Genomic DNA, 14,857 nt, shown 5'->3' with positions numbered 1-14,857 from the left:
TAGGAGGAATTTTTTGAACCAAACAAATATTTTTAAGCTTATTCAAGCCATTGAACAAATGAACAATGAGAATATCATGAGATTTACGAAGGCATTTCCTTATCCACTTGGCATTTCACCTATTTTAGTATTGCATGAATTGCGTAAAAAGGGGCCTCAGAAGCAGGTAGAATTAGCAGAAACGGTCGGCTATACAAAAGGGGCCATGACAAATATTGCAACGAAGCTCGTTAATCTAGGGCTGGCTGAAAGATTGTATGATGAAAATGACCGTCGCACCATTCAGCTAAAGATAACTGCTGCTGGAGAACAAGCACTAACAGAAGCTCAAAAAATTGGCCAAGACGTTTTTACACAACTTTTTGAAGTGTTGAATGAAGAAGAAATTAATCAATATTTAAAGATTCAAGAAAAGTTAGTAAAGGGCATACAAGATAGAAAAAACTAAAAAATTTTAGGAGGAATTAACATGGGTAGATTAAATGGAAAAGTGGCTATTATTACAGGTGGGGCACGTGGAATGGGAGCATCTCATGTACGTTTATTTGTTAAAGAAGGCGCAAAAGTAATGATCGCTGATATTCTTGAACAAGAAGGACAAGCACTAGCTAATGAATTAGGAGAAAATGCGAAATTCATGAAGCTTGATGTAACAAAGGGAGCTAATTGGGAAGAAGTCGTTTCTGAAACTGAAAAGGCTTTTGGTCCTGTCAGTGTATTGGTCAACAATGCGGGCATCAGCATGAACAAATCAATTGAAGAAACATCAGAAGAGGATTACAGAAAAATTCTTGATATTAATCAGGTTTCTGTATTTCTTGGCATGAAGTCAGTTATTTCTTCAATGAAAAAGGGTACTGGTGGATCAATTGTTAACATTTCATCTATTAACGGCCTTGTTGGTGGTGCGATTGGCTATACGGATACAAAATTTGCAGTAAGAGGAATGACAAAAGCTGCTGCACTTGGATTAGCTCATTATGGCATTCGTGTAAACTCAGTTCACCCAGGTGTTATTGAGACGCCGATGATTGTACAAGAGGATTCCAAAGAAGCGATTAAAGAGTTTGCGAAATATATTCCAAACGGCAGAGTGGCAAAGCCTGAGGAAGTATCTAATCTTGTTTTATTCCTGTCTTCAGATGAATCAAGCTATAGCACGGGTTCTGAGTTTGTAGTAGATGGTGGATTAACTGCACAATAAGAAACGGTTTAAATGGAGATCCTAATAGGGCTCCATTTTTTTATGTTTTTTTTAAGCGTTACAATAAAATGATTGACTCTATAGTTACTATAGGGTTTATATTGTTTGTTATACGTTTTTGTATGGAAAGTGAGAAGACATACGATGAAAAATCAAAATACAACATTATTCATTTTATTAGCAAATTTATTTATTGCGTTTTTAGGCATTGGTCTGGTTATCCCAGTTTTGCCGACAATCATGAATGAGCTGGATTTATCAGGTTCGGTTGTTGGTTATATGGTTGCAGCGTTTGCTGTTACACAATTACTTGTATCCCCGCTTGCAGGCCGTTGGGCAGATATGTTCGGCCGAAAAAAGATGATCGTTCTTGGCCTGCTATTTTTTAGTGTTTCGGAATGGCTATTTGGCGTGGGGAAAACAGTTGAAGTACTCTTTATTTCTCGTATGCTTGGCGGGATCAGCGCAGCGTTTATTATGCCTGCCGTAACAGCCTTTATAGCTGATATTACGACAATTGAAACACGTTCAAAAGCGCTTGGCTATATGTCAGCAGCCATTTCTACAGGTTTTATTATTGGACCGGGAATCGGTGGCTTTTTAGCTGAAATTGGACCGCGTCTTCCATTCTTTTCTGCGGCGATCCTTGCGTTCGTAGCAGCCGTATTATCAATAATTACACTTCGTGAACCAGAACGAAATCAAGAAGAGGCAATGGATAAGCAGAAGTCAGGCGTGAAGCGAATTTTTGCACCGATGTATTTCATTGCCTTTATGATTATTCTCATTTCTGCATTTGGTTTAGCCTCCTTTGAATCATTATTTTCTCTATTTGTAGATCATAAATTTGGTTTTACACCGAAGGATATTGCGATTGCCATTACAGGCGGGGCGATTATAGGAGCCATTGCACAGGTTGCCTTGTTCGATCGTTTAACAATGGCTTTTGGAGAAATCCGTTTGATTCGCTATTGTCTAATTTTTTCAGCTATACTAGTTTTGATTATGACTGTAGCTAGCTCCTATTTCAGCATTCTAATTGTCACTTTTGTTATTTTTGTGGGCTTCGATCTTATGCGGCCAGCCGTTACATCGTATTTGTCGAAAATTGCAGGGAATGAACAAGGTTTTGTTGGTGGAATGAACTCAATGTTTACAAGTATCGGAAATGTATTTGGCCCCGTTATTGGTGGAATTTTATTTGATATCGATTTTAATTATCCGTTCTATTTTTCAGCAGTCTTTTTAGTGATAGGTATCGCGCTATCCCTTGTTTGGAGACAGCCGAATCAACTGCAGAAGGGAAGTCCTCAAGAAGTAAGATAGACAAATGGGCAATAATAAAGCTAGCTGTTAAAAGGGAATGATGTAATGGAAGAAGCACTATACACAATTGGAGAAGTAGCAAAATTAGCGAATGTCTCAATTCAGACGCTTCGGTATTATGATCAAATAGGATTATTTAAACCTGCTTATGTCGACCCAGAAACCAATTATCGATATTATAAAGATTTGCAGCTCTATCACTTGGATTTAATTAAATCACTCAAATATATTGGTACATCGTTAGAGGATATAAAGAAGGTTCAGCAGTTAACAAGAGAAGATCTATTGCTGTTTATGAACGAACAAGAGAAGATTATTGAAGGGAAGCTGATCCGTTTAAGAGAGATTCAACAAAATGTTGTACATGCGAAGAGGCGTATTCAAAAACAGTTGAACTATCCTGTTTTTGGTGAGGTGGTTATTCGGGATGAGGATGAAATGCGCATTATACAAGCTGCCGCCAATAATCTGACCCCACTTGATCTTTTAAATGCATCATACAGTAAATTAAAACGAATTGTTGAGGAGGAAGAAGGCGTTATTAATAATAGCTATGTGGCCATTATTACTAATCAGCCATATTCCTATATTGAGGAAATTACCTATACGAAAATTTTCACGCCAATCTTAACAGATAAACGAATTTCCACGATTTCTACTGAGATAGAGGTTTCGAAAATACCAGAGGGCCGTTATGCTTGTATTTATTATATCTTTTCTCCAGAAGTATACTTCTCTAATTTAAAAAAACTAATGGATTATGTATCCAATCATCATCTGCAAGTAACAGGGGATATATATGAACTATTTACATCTAGCAACTATTCTCCCAGTGAACAGGAATACATCGTTGAAATGAAAATCCAAATAGCTGATTAACAGGGACGAGGGGCAGGAACCTCGTCCCTGTTTTTTGTAAATAGCATTTCACCTATACCAGCTTTAATTTTGTTTATTTTGTCTGTTATTTCAGGGGTAAGAGACCCGCCCCATATACAGTTAAATTTGCATATATGGCTGAAAGTACAGGGGCTTCGATTCCTTTTTCCGCTGCGTGCTGGAGGAAGTAGCCGAAGAAGTGATCGGCTTCTGTTGGCTGTTGTTTCTCCATATCTCTTTGTAGAGAAGATTTCATTCCGTAGCTGAGTCCTATTATTCTTTTCAACTGTGTTTCTTCAATGTTGATATCAATTGGGGCCTTAATCTCCTTCATTATTGCAGCTGTTTCATTTAGGAGCTTTTGAATGGTTTTTAAACCGTGCTCCTGCTCAAGAATTGGCCCAATTGGCGAGCGGAATAGGGAAGTAATGCCAGCAACAGTTGTGATAAATAAATATTTATTCCACATCTCCTGTTCGATATTTTCAGAAAGAGTAAAGGACGCTTTAGTTCCAGAAAAAGAATCCTGAAGTTTAAGAATCCGTTCTGTCTTTTCTCCTGAACGTTCACCAAAAACTAAATCATGAGCAGGGCTTGTTTGAAGGATTTTTCCACTGCTATCAAGTGTGGCCTCAATAAAACATAAACCTCCAAGGACACGTTCTTCCCCAAATTCACTAAGTAATTTATCAAGATATGCATAACCATTTAAAAGGGGGAGGATCATCGTGTTTTCACTTACATAAGAGCGAAAACTTTCCATCGCACCATTAAGCTGATATGATTTTGTTGAAACAAGAATAACATCAAATGAGCCTGCATTTTCTCCGCTCAAAAGGGTCTTTGGCTTCAGTTTCAAATCCCCATAGACGCTTTCAATTACTAGCCCATCCTGATCAAGCTGCTGCTTTCTTTTTTCTCTAACTAGAAAGGTTACATCTTCTCCCTTCTCCATCAGACGGCCGCCAAAATATCCTCCAATGGCTCCAGCTCCTACGACTAATATTCTCATTCGGATTGCCTCCTATCTTAATTTAAAAGTGCACGTCGAAACGTGCACCTTTTGTGTCTGACTATACTAAAATAACCGTTATTAAACCTCCCGCAATGACAATGGCTATAATGATGATTTTTATAAATAAAGAGAGAGAATCACTTCCCTTGAGATTTACATTTTCTTCTTGTTCGTTCACTGTTTTTCGATAATTAGGGTTGCAGCAGCCCATTAGGCTGCCTTTTTCCAATTAGAAACATCATCTTCAAGCGGTAGGGAAAGTGCTCGATTCTTTTTAGCGGTATGGAAAAATAGAGCGACAAGGATAACTGTTCCAATGGCAGCACCAATCCATGAAGTTGTCATCGGCAAGCGGAACCCAATTTGAGCATTTAAAATATACGCTAAAACCATAACTAGCATGAAAGTTCCGGGTATGAGTGAAACCCAGTAATTTTTCTTTGCAATATATAGATACATCGCTCCAACAAATAAAGCAATGACAGCCGTGGATTGGTTGGCCCAGCTGAAATATCTCCATAAAATATTAAAGTCAATTTGTGTTAATGCTAGTGAAATAACGAATAATGGAACAGCGATCCATAAACGGCTTGATAATTTTTTCTGTGCAAATTTAATGTAATCAGCGATAATCATACGTGCACTTCGGAAGGCAGTATCTCCAGAAGTAATTGGCAATACAACAACACCAAGTACTGCAAGTGTTCCACCGATACCCCCAAGCATCATCTTAGATACTTCACTTACGATTAGCCCTGGTCCCCCGGCTGCCAATACATCACTTAACCCGTTATATCCATCGAATAGGCTCATAGCAGCTGCCGCCCAAATCATGGCAATGATTCCTTCTGCAATCATCATTCCATAGAAAATTTTACGTCCTTGGTTTTCATTTTGTGTTGTCCGAGAGATAATGGGTGTTTGTGTAGCATGGAAGCCTGAAAGAGCACCACAAGTAATGGTAAAGAATAGTAATGGAAAAATAGGTGCATTAGCAGGGTGGAAATTGCTTAAAGAAATTTCCGGAATTTTAGCGCCTGTAACAAGAAGTCCGACAAATACACCTACAGCGCTTATTAATAATAAGGCACCAAAATACGGATATAGACGTCCAATGATTTTATCAATTGGCAAAAGTGTAGCTAAGATGTAGTAAAAGAAAATGGCTCCAACAATAAAAAATAGCGCTACTTTGCCATCCATTAGTACATAAAGGAGATCGGCAGGTGTGGTAACAAAAACGGTTCCAACTAATAATAGAAGAAGGAGAGCAAATGCGTTAACGACATGCTTCATCGCTTTACCTAGAAACTTAGTAGCGAGTTCAGGTAAATGAGCACCACGGTTACGAATGGAAATCATTCCTGTTAAATAATCATGAACAGCCCCAGCGAAAATACAGCCGACAACAATCCAGATAAATGCCACGGGTCCATAAAGGGCTCCCATGATTGGTCCGAAAATAGGACCGGTTCCAGCGATATTAAGCAGTTGGATCAATGAATTCTTTTTTGTGCTCATTGGAATATAGTCGACACCATCCGCTTGAGTGAGAGCAGGTGTTGGGCGTGCTGCTTTCACACCAAACATTTTTTCAATGTACTTTCCATAAGTAAAATAACCAACAATTAATAGTACGATACTGGCCAAGAATGTAAACATAACAAACCTCCTTAGGGAAAATGAATACGTTTACATGAAGTATAAGAGAGTTAGATTCATTTGTGACCATTCTGTGACTAAAATGTTAGAATGACAGATTAAAAGACATTTTAAGCAGATTAAGATGCAAAGTAGTAGTCTGTATTATCTGATAACTATCAGATTTCTAATCGTGCTCTTAATGCCTTCACATAGTTTCGGCTGACAGACAGCATTTCCTTCCGATTCTCCATTTCTACTTGGTAGGCTCCATTAAACCATGGGGTTAATCGAGTAACATATTCTAGATTTACAAGATAACCTTTATGAATCCGAAAAAAGGAGAATGGATTTAAACGGCTTTCCAGTTCTTTGAGCGATATTTTTGTTTCATAGCTTCCGGATTTAGCAATGATTCTAGAAACCTTATCATCCCTAAACAAATAGATAATATCTTTTGGTTCAACATAAATGATTTCTCCATCCTCTTCGATGGCAAGTTTTCCAGTTGTTTTAATCGTTTCATGTCTATTTGCAGGCAGCAATTGCTTTTCAATTCGTTGAACTGTTTGTCTGACCATTTCTTCGTCATACGGTTTAAGTAAATAATCGGTTGCTTCATAACGAAATGCTTCTGCTGCAAATTGCGGATAAGCAGTTGCAAAAATGATTAGCGGAACCCGCTTCAGTGCCATTAATGATTTAGCAACCTCCATCCCATTCATTTTTGGCATCTCAACATCGAGAAAAACAGCATGGGGCTGAAGATGGACGGCCTTCATAATAGCTGCCTCCCCGGATTCTGCTTCACCAATGACTTGTAACGAAGGAAACGCTTTTAGTAAATGTTTTAGTTCGTCCCTACTGTAACGTTCATCATCAGCTATTAACACTTTGATTGTATTCTCCATTTATTACTTCCTCCGATTGTGGAATGGCAAAGCCGATTGTGGAACCTTTGCCAAGCTCACTTTTGATGGAAAGGGCTGAATTGGTTCCGAACATCATTGTCAGCCTTCGATTGACATTATAAAGTGCGAGTCCTGAGCCTGATTCAGATTGAATCGTTTCTTTACCCATTCTTTTTACTTTATCTTTGTTTATTCCGTGTCCGTTATCTATGACTTTCACATAGGTCATTGCCTGTTGTTTTTTAATAGAAACGACAATAATGCAATTGTGATCCCTGTCTTTAATCCCATGCTTGATGGCATTTTCCACAATAGGCTGTAAGGTGAGCGGAGGGACTCTTTCAAGAAGAGTATTCTCATCAATTTCATAGAAAACCTTTAGTTTATCAACAAAGCGTGCCTCTTCGATTGATAGGTATGCCTTCGTGTGCTTAAGTTCTTGTTCAAGAGTAGTCGTGGTGACGGTCGTTGATGTTAGGTTCTGCCTTAAAAAGTTGGAAAGGGAAACGAGCAGCTTTCGAGCTTTATCGGGATCGATTCGAATCAGGGAAACTATGATATTCAACGAATTAAATAAAAAGTGAGGGCTGATCTGTGCTTGCAGTGCTTTAATTTCTGCTTCTTTTGCCAGCTGATAGGCCTTGTCTGCCTCGGAAATTTCAAGTTGGTTACTGAGAAGTGCACTGAGACCGGAAATCAGTTCAATAGCTAGGCTAGTTACTTCTTTGTCATTGCTGAAATAGAATTTAAGCGTGCCGATTGTTTCGCCGCGCTGTTTTAACGGAGCAATGACTGCTGCACCAAGCGGACAACGTGATACTCGGCAATGTATTGTTTGATCGTTTGCGACAATCAGCTTTCCGTTTTGGATGACGTCTCTTGTTATCTGAGTCTGAATTGAGCTGTTTGGCTTATGATGGTCATCGCCAACACCTACATGTGCGAGAATATCAGTCAAATTCGTCAGAGCAACAGCTTTTGTTTGGATTTCGTTATGTAGGATTGTACAAACAGCAAGAGCAGATTCCGTATTAAGGCCTTTACGCAAATAGATGAGTGTTTGATCAGCGATCCTTAGCGCCAATTGTGCTTGTGAGGCTCCTGCTTTTTCTTCCTCTTTCATGACATTTTTGATGATAAGCAGGAAAAGAGCAGAGCCTAATCCATTGGCAAGGATCATAGGCAGCCCGATAATTTCAACTAATGTAACAGCTTTATCGAATGGACGAGCAATGAATAGGATAATAAGCATCTGTATACTTTCTGCCAAAGCTCCTATAAAAAAGGCAGTGGATAACTTGACATGCTGATTTTTCCAATGGAAAAACCCTGCAAGGAGGCCGGAAATAATCGTGGCTAATCCACAAGCAATACCAGTAAATCCTCCGAGGGTAAAGCGGTGAATTCCTGCGATTAAACCAGCTCCAATCCCAACTTTGTATCCCCCAAGTAATCCTGCTAGTACAACCCCAATGACTCTTGAATTAGCAAGGGCCTCATTTGAAGAGAGTTCGGTTGCCCATCGGTTAAAACTTTGAGTATCGGTATCTAAGGAAAGGCCAGAATAGGTGCCGATAATGCCGAAAAAACCAAAAAACAGAATAGCTGTATATTGCTGATGTCTGTTTAATTTTTCACCATAAATCATATCCCTGAAAAATTGAAAACGCGTTAAAATAAATGCAATCGTCACGATAATGCCAAGCCGTTCAAGCATAGTAAGCAGCAGTTCAAACATGCGAATTCTCCTTCTGAAAGATACCATTTGATGTTTAATCCTAGTTTACTAAAGTATTCAATTTTTAGAAATATCTAATATTAACGAAAAATAAGAAAGGCAGAATGCACGTATGCACTCCGCCTTTCTTATTTTTCAATCTCATAATTTCTATATAGTAAATAAGAAACCCATTTACAATGAGGATGATTGCGAATATTTTCAAGCAAGCCTTTAACAATGACTGGGCTTAAAGTTGGTTCTAGTAACTGCTCCTTTAATAGAAATAAAGATTCTTTTACGATTGGCTCCTCTATTTCTTTTCCTATTTGTTCAATCATTTCGATAATCTGCTCACTTGTTATTTCTTCTTTTATTGGATGCTTAAGCATTTGGAAATCTTCATGTGTGATAAATGGAACAGTCGTATGCCTCGCTAATAGATTTGTTTTTTCTACAAGTGATTGGCAGAGTAAGTCTCTGTCCAAAGGGGCATTATTAAATAAGAATAACGCAGAATAACTGTTCATTAGGCCTTTGATGCAATAAATTAAATCATATTTTGTATGCTTGACCTTTTCCCCGTATAAACGCTCAATTAATGATAATATAATCCCTTCCATTAATCGGTCGTAATAATGAATTTTTACTATAAGATCCTCATTAAATGATTGTGATTGTTCTTTAATAAAGATTTTAGCAAAGTCGGAATGCTTATGAAAAGAATCGAATGTTGTGTAGTAAAAGGTATATAAAAGTTCTTCATCATTACTCGTGTTTTTGACCATATAGTCAATATCGGCGATGATTTGTATCATGAAATGGTCAATCAATGCGAGGATCAGCTCGTCCTTTGACTTGAATGATAGGTAAAAGGCACCTTTTGAAATACCGCAATAATCAGTTATCTGCTGAACAGGAGTTGCTTCGATTCCTTGCTTTGCAAAGAGTTCTAACGCTTTCTCCATAATCAATTGTTTTTTAATCATCTATATAATCGCTCCTAGGCCTTTATGTTGACAAATGACTCGTTAGTCATTATTATAAAAAAATGAGCTTAATAAGTCAATTAAGGGTAGGTGTAATAGTGAAAGGATTAGTCAATTTTGTCCTGAAGAATAAACTAGCAGTATGGTTGCTTACGATAATTATTACTGTATCTGGTATTTATTCAGGTACTCAAATGAAAACGGAGACGATTCCGGATATTTCGATTCCATATTTAATGGTAATGGGTGTATATCCTGGAGCAACTCCTGAACAAGTGATGAATGAAGTATCCATGCCATTGGAGAAAGCGGTAGAAAATCTTGAAGATGTGAAATCCGTTTATTCAAATTCATATTCAAACATGGCAAATCTTCAAGTGGAATATGAATATGGGATTGATATGGATGAGGCAAAACGTGCATTAGAATCTGCGATCGATGCAGTCAAATTACCAGAAGGTGCACAAGCGCCGACGATTACAGCGATTAGTATGAACATGATGCCAGTCGTTGCATTAAGTGTAAGTAGTGAAACAGAGGATATTGTTGAATTAACATCAACAGTGGAGGATGTCATACTTCCAAAAATCGAAAAAATTGATGGAGTGGCATCTGCGACGATTACAGGTCAGCATATTGAAGAAGTGCAGCTGACTTATGACGAAGCAAAAATGGCTGAGCTTGGTTTAACGGAAGACTCGGTTAAACAAATGATTCAAGCAAGTGATTTAGCCGTTTCATTAGGTCTTTACGAATTTAAAGAAGGTGAACAGGCTGTAGCAATTGACGGCAAGTTCATGACAGCTGATGAATTAAAGGAAATGCTTATCCCTGTCACACCTTCTGCAACACAACCATCTCCTTTTGTGAAGCTCAGCGATATTGCTTCTATTGAGGTAGTGGGTAAAGTACAATCTGTTTCACGTACGAACGGTGAGAATGCGATTGCGATTCAGATTGTTAAAGGACAGCAAGCAAACACAGTTGATGTTGTAAACAGTGTGAAGGATTTAGTTAAAGACGAAGAGAAAAAGATCGATGGTCTTGTTATTGATATATCGCTTGACCAAGGGAAACCAATTGAAGATTCTGTATCAACGATGGTTGAAAAGGCATTATTTGGCGGCGGAATCGCTGTATTAATCATCCTTCTTTTCTTGAGAGACTTTAAATCAACAATTATTTCGATTATCTCTATTCCAGTTTCTATTTTTATGGCTTTATTGCTATTAAATTGGATGGACATTACGTTAAATATTATGACACTCGGTGCGATTACTGTGGCGATCGGCCGTGTAATCGATGACTCGATTGTAGTAGTAGAAAATATTTATAGACGTTTGCATTTAAAAGAGGAAAAGTTAAATGGCCGTGCGCTTGTACGTGAAGCGACGATTGAAATGTTCAAACCTATTCTGTCATCTACATTAGTAACGGTTGCGGTATTCGCTCCGCTTATCTTTGTTGGCGGGATGGTCGGTGAACTCTTTATGCCATTCGCATTAACGATGACGTTTGCACTTGGAGCTTCGTTAATTGTAGCGATCACAGTGGTGCCTGCATTATCCCACTTCTTATTTAAGAAGAAGTTATATGGTGAAAAGACAGAAAGCAGTCATAAAGAAGCTGGCAAATTAGCTAAATCGTACAAAGGAATTCTGAACTGGACATTGAACCATAAAGTGATCACGTCCATTATTTCTATTGCATTATTAGTTGGAAGTTTGGTTTTAACGCCATTAATTGGTTTTAGCTTCATGGGCAGTGAAGAGGAAAAAGTGATGTACTTAACGTACACGCCAGAAGCAGGAGAATTAAAGGAAGACACATTAGATAACGTAGCAGCAGTAGAAGAAGAGTTATTAAAACGTGGTGACATTGATATCGTTCAAGTTTCTGTAACAGAAAGTGGCGATGAAATGTCTGCCATGATGGGCGGAGGAGCTGGCGGTGCATTAATGTACCTTATCTTTGACCCTGAAATGAAGGACTTCCCAGAAGTACGTGAGGAAATTGAAGACTATGTGTTTAACATTGGTCAGACTGGCGAATGGAAGAGCCAGAACTTTACGTCTATGTCGATGTCAACAAATGAAGTGAGCTATACTTTCTACAGTGAAGATTTAAATAAACTAAATAATGCTGTGGAAATGGTTGAAGATGTCATGAAGGAAACGGATGGTTTAGAAGATGTTTCCTCAAGTGCAGAAGATGCTTATGTTGAGTATACGTTCAAAGTAGAACAAGATGAGTTACTGCAGTATGGTCTAACAACCGGTCAGATCGTTATGATGTTAAGTCCACATAAAACACAAGATGTATTAACGACCGTTGAAAAAGAAGGCGATACACTAGAAGTCATCGTTCAGCAAGAACAAGCAGAACAGCCGAAATCGGTTGATGATATTTTAGCAACAGAAGTACCAACAGCACTTGGTACGACGATGCCACTTTCTAAACTTGTAACTGTTGAGAAAGGGACAACGTTAAATACCCTTGCACGTAGTAAAGGGGAATACTATGCAACTGTTTCTGGAACCATCATTGGTGATGATATTTCAAAAGCAACATCTAAAGTAGATAAAGCGATAGATAAATTAGATTTACCTAAAGGTGTAACAGTTGGTGTTGCTGGTGTTCAGGCAGATATGACTGAAACATTTACACAGCTTGGTGTAGCGATGCTTGCGGCAATCGCGATTGTCTACTTCATTCTTGTTGTTACTTTCGGTGAAGGTGTCGCACCATTCTCGATCCTATTCTCGTTACCATTTGCGGTTATTGGTTCATTTGTTGGTTTATTAATCGCGGGCGAAACAATTTCTGTATCGGTTATGATGGGTCTATTAATGTTAATTGGTATCGTTGTAACGAACGCAATTGTCCTTGTCGACCGTATCATTCATATGGAACGTGATGGAATGACAATGCGTGAAGCGATCCTTGAAGCGGGTGCAACGCGTCTGCGTCCAATCCTAATGACAGCTATTGCGACAATCGGAGCTCTAATCCCATTAGCAATTGGCACAGGGGGCGGCGGTCTTATCTCGAAAGGCCTTGGTATTACTGTAATCGGTGGTTTAACAAGCTCAACGCTATTAACACTAATCATTGTACCAATCGTCTACGAAGTATTATCCAAACTATTTAAGAAAAACCGTAAAGAAATTCAGGAAAACTAAAGGAACATGGGGACGGATCCCTTGTTCCAAATATAAATGAAATGTGGCCTACAAGGTGGAAATCGCCTTGTAGGTTTTTTATGATGGCGATTAACTGAAACTTGTTGGAAATATTCTGAATAATTATGTACAAGTTTATCTCTTTTGGGTTATATTATTGATGAAAGAATAGCATACTATCATTATTTAAGATGGGGTGAAAAAATGGGATTGCAAGCGAGACAGCTTTATCTAAATTTGCCTGTGAAAGATCTAAATAAGTCTGTTGAATTTTTTACACAAATAGGATTTGAATTTAACCCACAGTTTACAGATGAAAATGCAACGTGCATGGTAATTAATGAGAATACATTTGTGATGTTATTGGTAGAGGACTTTTTTAAGACCTTCACGAAAAAGGACATTTCGGATGCGACAAAAAGTACAGAAGTAATCGTAGCATTATCTGCTGACAGCAAAGAACATGTAGATGAGATTGTAAACAAAGCGTTAGCTGCTGGTGGAAAGCATTCCAATGAACCAATTGACCATGGATTTATGTATGGATGGAGCTTCCAGGATCTTGATGGCCATCTATGGGAAGTTTCCTATATGGATGAAAGCGCGTTTAGCCAAGAGGGTTAATTTGAATACTTTAGGGAAATACAAAATCCGCATTGATTTATTTTTTCAATGCGGATTTTGAGTCAAAAGACAAATTGGTACCCGAACAAGAGTAGTAATAGAGGAAAGGGTAGCCAATAAGAGTGATTGGCGACCGAACAATAGAGAAAAAGGAGTTAAAAGTATCCAATAAGGGTCATTAGCGACCGGATAAGGAAAGAAAAAAGGAGCTGGGTAGCCAATAGAGGTTATTAGCTACCGTAAAACAAAAAAAGTGGATATATGAGTATCCAATCAAATTATTTTCAATTAAACTCCTGAAGTTTTCAAAAATGGATTCACTCATAATAGGACCATTGGCCATAACCTATAGCTTGATAATTTTGCCTTAATATTCTCCGAATCATCTTTTTAGACTCTACTAGTTGGCACCAATCATAAATCCCGTTAGTCGTAACCTTTTTATCTGGAAAAAGCAGCTTGAATTCCTCGACACTACGAATGATAGCCTCCTGTGTATGTTCCCAATGCCCGCATTGATCGCAAACTACTCTTCTTTCGTCAACAGTAAGAATAAATGATTGGCAAGCCACACAAATTATCCCCTTCTGCAGCTGATCGTAGTGATAAGCAGGTAACCGTGTGTAAGGCGATTCTGAGATATGCGCCTTTATTAATTGGTCAGCTAATTTTTGGTGCCAGCCATTAAGTTTTGATGGTTTCATATTTAAGTTTTTTACAAATTGATTTAATTGTGGCGGGAAGATCATTTTTTCATTTTGAGGTGCGTTATATAAGAAGAACTCGGGGTTAACAAAGGTGAGATAACCCTTTACAGAGAGGTTGAATCCATGCTTTTGAAGAAAATGACGAAGCAGTGTTTCCATTCGATTTAATTGATGCAGTGGATTCGTAATTTCTTTCTCAGTGGTACAAGTATAGAAATTCCCATCTTTGTAATAGTAATTGCCTTCATAGTTTTTTACTTCGCATGGGATAAGCGCATCTTGTGTAATAATCACAGAATCAATTTGATAGATTGTATTGTTGCTTTCAAGAAGCAGGTCATTCAATATGAGAAATTTACTATGAAGATTGGCTAATAATAAATCAAACTTTATTTCTCCTTCATGGCCTTTCTTTAGGTTCAAGTATTGCTGCTGTTGACTTGCATTCAAGCTCATTCTGGCATTTAGCAATCTTAGAATCAGTAATTCCATCGGTTCCCTTCTATTTTTTATAAACATACTTCACTTCCTTTCCTATTAACTTCATTCTATTAAAAATAGAGTGAGAAACTTATGGAGAAATCATGAACTTTAACAGCGCCTTTTCATTAAGTATTAGTTAAATTTAGTATAGAATAATGAGTGAATAGAATAATAAGGAG

General features: G+C 38.0%; 13 protein-coding genes. 6 read left to right on the top strand and 7 right to left on the bottom strand.

Annotated elements, in window-relative coordinates; all coding sequences use genetic code 11:
- The first annotated feature begins 13 nt into the window (after positions 1–13).
- The 4 genes from ACFYKT_RS21830 (at position 14) to ACFYKT_RS21815 (ending at position 3,409) form a co-directional block, all read left to right on the top strand.
- Positions 14–448, top strand: a complete 435-nt coding sequence (locus tag ACFYKT_RS21830; protein ID WP_389224157.1) for a MarR family winged helix-turn-helix transcriptional regulator — start codon at positions 14–16, stop codon at positions 446–448.
- Positions 449–469: 21 nt separating this feature from the next.
- A complete protein-coding gene (locus ACFYKT_RS21825; protein ID WP_389224154.1) occupies positions 470–1,204 on the top strand; it encodes a glucose 1-dehydrogenase in 735 nt (244 codons plus the stop codon).
- Between the two features lie 144 nt (positions 1,205–1,348).
- Entirely contained in the window at positions 1,349–2,530 is a 1,182-nt protein-coding gene (locus ACFYKT_RS21820) for an MFS transporter (protein ID WP_389224151.1), read from the top strand.
- 45 nt (positions 2,531–2,575) lie between these two features.
- Positions 2,576–3,409 (top strand): MerR family transcriptional regulator, encoded by an 834-nt coding sequence (locus ACFYKT_RS21815; protein WP_389224148.1) that lies wholly within the window; start codon positions 2,576–2,578, stop codon positions 3,407–3,409.
- An 85-nt stretch (positions 3,410–3,494) separates the two neighbouring features.
- Here the strand turns inward: ACFYKT_RS21815 and ACFYKT_RS21810 are convergent, their stop codons facing one another.
- The 6 genes from ACFYKT_RS21810 to ACFYKT_RS21785 all read right to left on the bottom strand — a co-directional run bounded on the left by ACFYKT_RS21810 (position 3,495) and on the right by ACFYKT_RS21785 (position 9,682).
- Positions 3,495–4,421 (bottom strand): ketopantoate reductase family protein, encoded by a 927-nt coding sequence (locus ACFYKT_RS21810; protein ID WP_389224145.1) that lies wholly within the window; start codon positions 4,419–4,421, stop codon positions 3,495–3,497.
- Between the two features lie 61 nt (positions 4,422–4,482).
- Entirely contained in the window at positions 4,483–4,653 is a 171-nt protein-coding gene (locus ACFYKT_RS21805) for a hypothetical protein (RefSeq protein ID WP_389224142.1), read from the bottom strand.
- Positions 4,635–6,086 (bottom strand): carbon starvation CstA family protein, encoded by a 1,452-nt coding sequence (locus tag ACFYKT_RS21800; RefSeq protein ID WP_389224139.1) that lies wholly within the window; start codon positions 6,084–6,086, stop codon positions 4,635–4,637. Before ACFYKT_RS21800 ends, ACFYKT_RS21805 begins: the two co-directional genes overlap by 19 nt.
- Positions 6,087–6,244: 158 nt before the next feature.
- The gene (locus ACFYKT_RS21795) at positions 6,245–6,976 is read right to left on the bottom strand and encodes a LytR/AlgR family response regulator transcription factor (protein WP_389224136.1); all 732 of its coding nucleotides are present in this window, start codon (positions 6,974–6,976) and stop codon (positions 6,245–6,247) included.
- Entirely contained in the window at positions 6,945–8,714 is a 1,770-nt protein-coding gene (locus ACFYKT_RS21790) for a LytS/YhcK type 5TM receptor domain-containing protein (RefSeq protein WP_389224133.1), read from the bottom strand. Before ACFYKT_RS21790 ends, ACFYKT_RS21795 begins: the two co-directional genes overlap by 32 nt.
- Before the next feature lie 128 nt (positions 8,715–8,842).
- Positions 8,843–9,682: a TetR/AcrR family transcriptional regulator gene (locus ACFYKT_RS21785; protein WP_389224130.1), complete on the bottom strand. Its 840-nt coding sequence runs from the start codon at positions 9,680–9,682 to the stop codon at positions 8,843–8,845.
- Positions 9,683–9,780: 98 nt separating this feature from the next.
- Between ACFYKT_RS21785 and ACFYKT_RS21780 the strand changes: the two genes are divergently transcribed.
- Both ACFYKT_RS21780 and ACFYKT_RS21775 read left to right on the top strand, forming a co-directional pair.
- A complete protein-coding gene (locus tag ACFYKT_RS21780; protein ID WP_389224127.1) occupies positions 9,781–12,864 on the top strand; it encodes an efflux RND transporter permease subunit in 3,084 nt (1,027 codons plus the stop codon).
- A gap of 204 nt (positions 12,865–13,068) precedes the next feature.
- Positions 13,069–13,488 (top strand): VOC family protein, encoded by a 420-nt coding sequence (locus ACFYKT_RS21775; RefSeq protein ID WP_389224124.1) that lies wholly within the window; start codon positions 13,069–13,071, stop codon positions 13,486–13,488.
- Positions 13,489–13,805: 317 nt separating this feature from the next.
- On the opposite strand, the gene ACFYKT_RS21770 is transcribed toward ACFYKT_RS21775, so the two are convergent.
- Complete coding sequence (locus ACFYKT_RS21770) at positions 13,806–14,714, bottom strand: NERD domain-containing protein (RefSeq protein ID WP_389224121.1); 909 nt, start codon at positions 14,712–14,714, stop codon at positions 13,806–13,808.
- Between the last annotated feature and the right edge of the window lie 143 nt (positions 14,715–14,857).

This window comes from Cytobacillus mangrovibacter, assembly GCF_042865275.1.
GTDB lineage: Bacteria > Bacillota > Bacilli > Bacillales > Cytobacillaceae > Cytobacillus > Cytobacillus mangrovibacter.
This window is presented reverse-complemented; position numbering and strand designations above follow the sequence as displayed.

Bases quoted from the DNA above. Each gene is read 5' to 3' on its own strand.
- ACFYKT_RS21795 (WP_389224136.1), bottom strand. From the start codon at position 6,976: ATGGAGAATACAATCAAAGTGTTAATAGCTGATGATGAACGTTACAGT.
- ACFYKT_RS21775 (WP_389224124.1), top strand. From the start codon at position 13,069: ATGGGATTGCAAGCGAGACAGCTTTATCTAAATTTGCCTGTGAAAGAT.
- ACFYKT_RS21790 (WP_389224133.1), bottom strand. From the start codon at position 8,714: ATGTTTGAACTGCTGCTTACTATGCTTGAACGGCTTGGCATTATCGTG.
- ACFYKT_RS21820 (WP_389224151.1), top strand. From the start codon at position 1,349: ATGAAAAATCAAAATACAACATTATTCATTTTATTAGCAAATTTATTT.
- ACFYKT_RS21810 (WP_389224145.1), bottom strand. From the start codon at position 4,421: ATGAGAATATTAGTCGTAGGAGCTGGAGCCATTGGAGGATATTTTGGC.
- ACFYKT_RS21815 (WP_389224148.1), top strand. From the start codon at position 2,576: ATGGAAGAAGCACTATACACAATTGGAGAAGTAGCAAAATTAGCGAAT.
- ACFYKT_RS21770 (WP_389224121.1), bottom strand. From the start codon at position 14,714: ATGTTTATAAAAAATAGAAGGGAACCGATGGAATTACTGATTCTAAGA.
- ACFYKT_RS21825 (WP_389224154.1), top strand. From the start codon at position 470: ATGGGTAGATTAAATGGAAAAGTGGCTATTATTACAGGTGGGGCACGT.
- ACFYKT_RS21800 (WP_389224139.1), bottom strand. From the start codon at position 6,086: ATGTTTACATTCTTGGCCAGTATCGTACTATTAATTGTTGGTTATTTT.
- ACFYKT_RS21785 (WP_389224130.1), bottom strand. From the start codon at position 9,682: ATGATTAAAAAACAATTGATTATGGAGAAAGCGTTAGAACTCTTTGCA.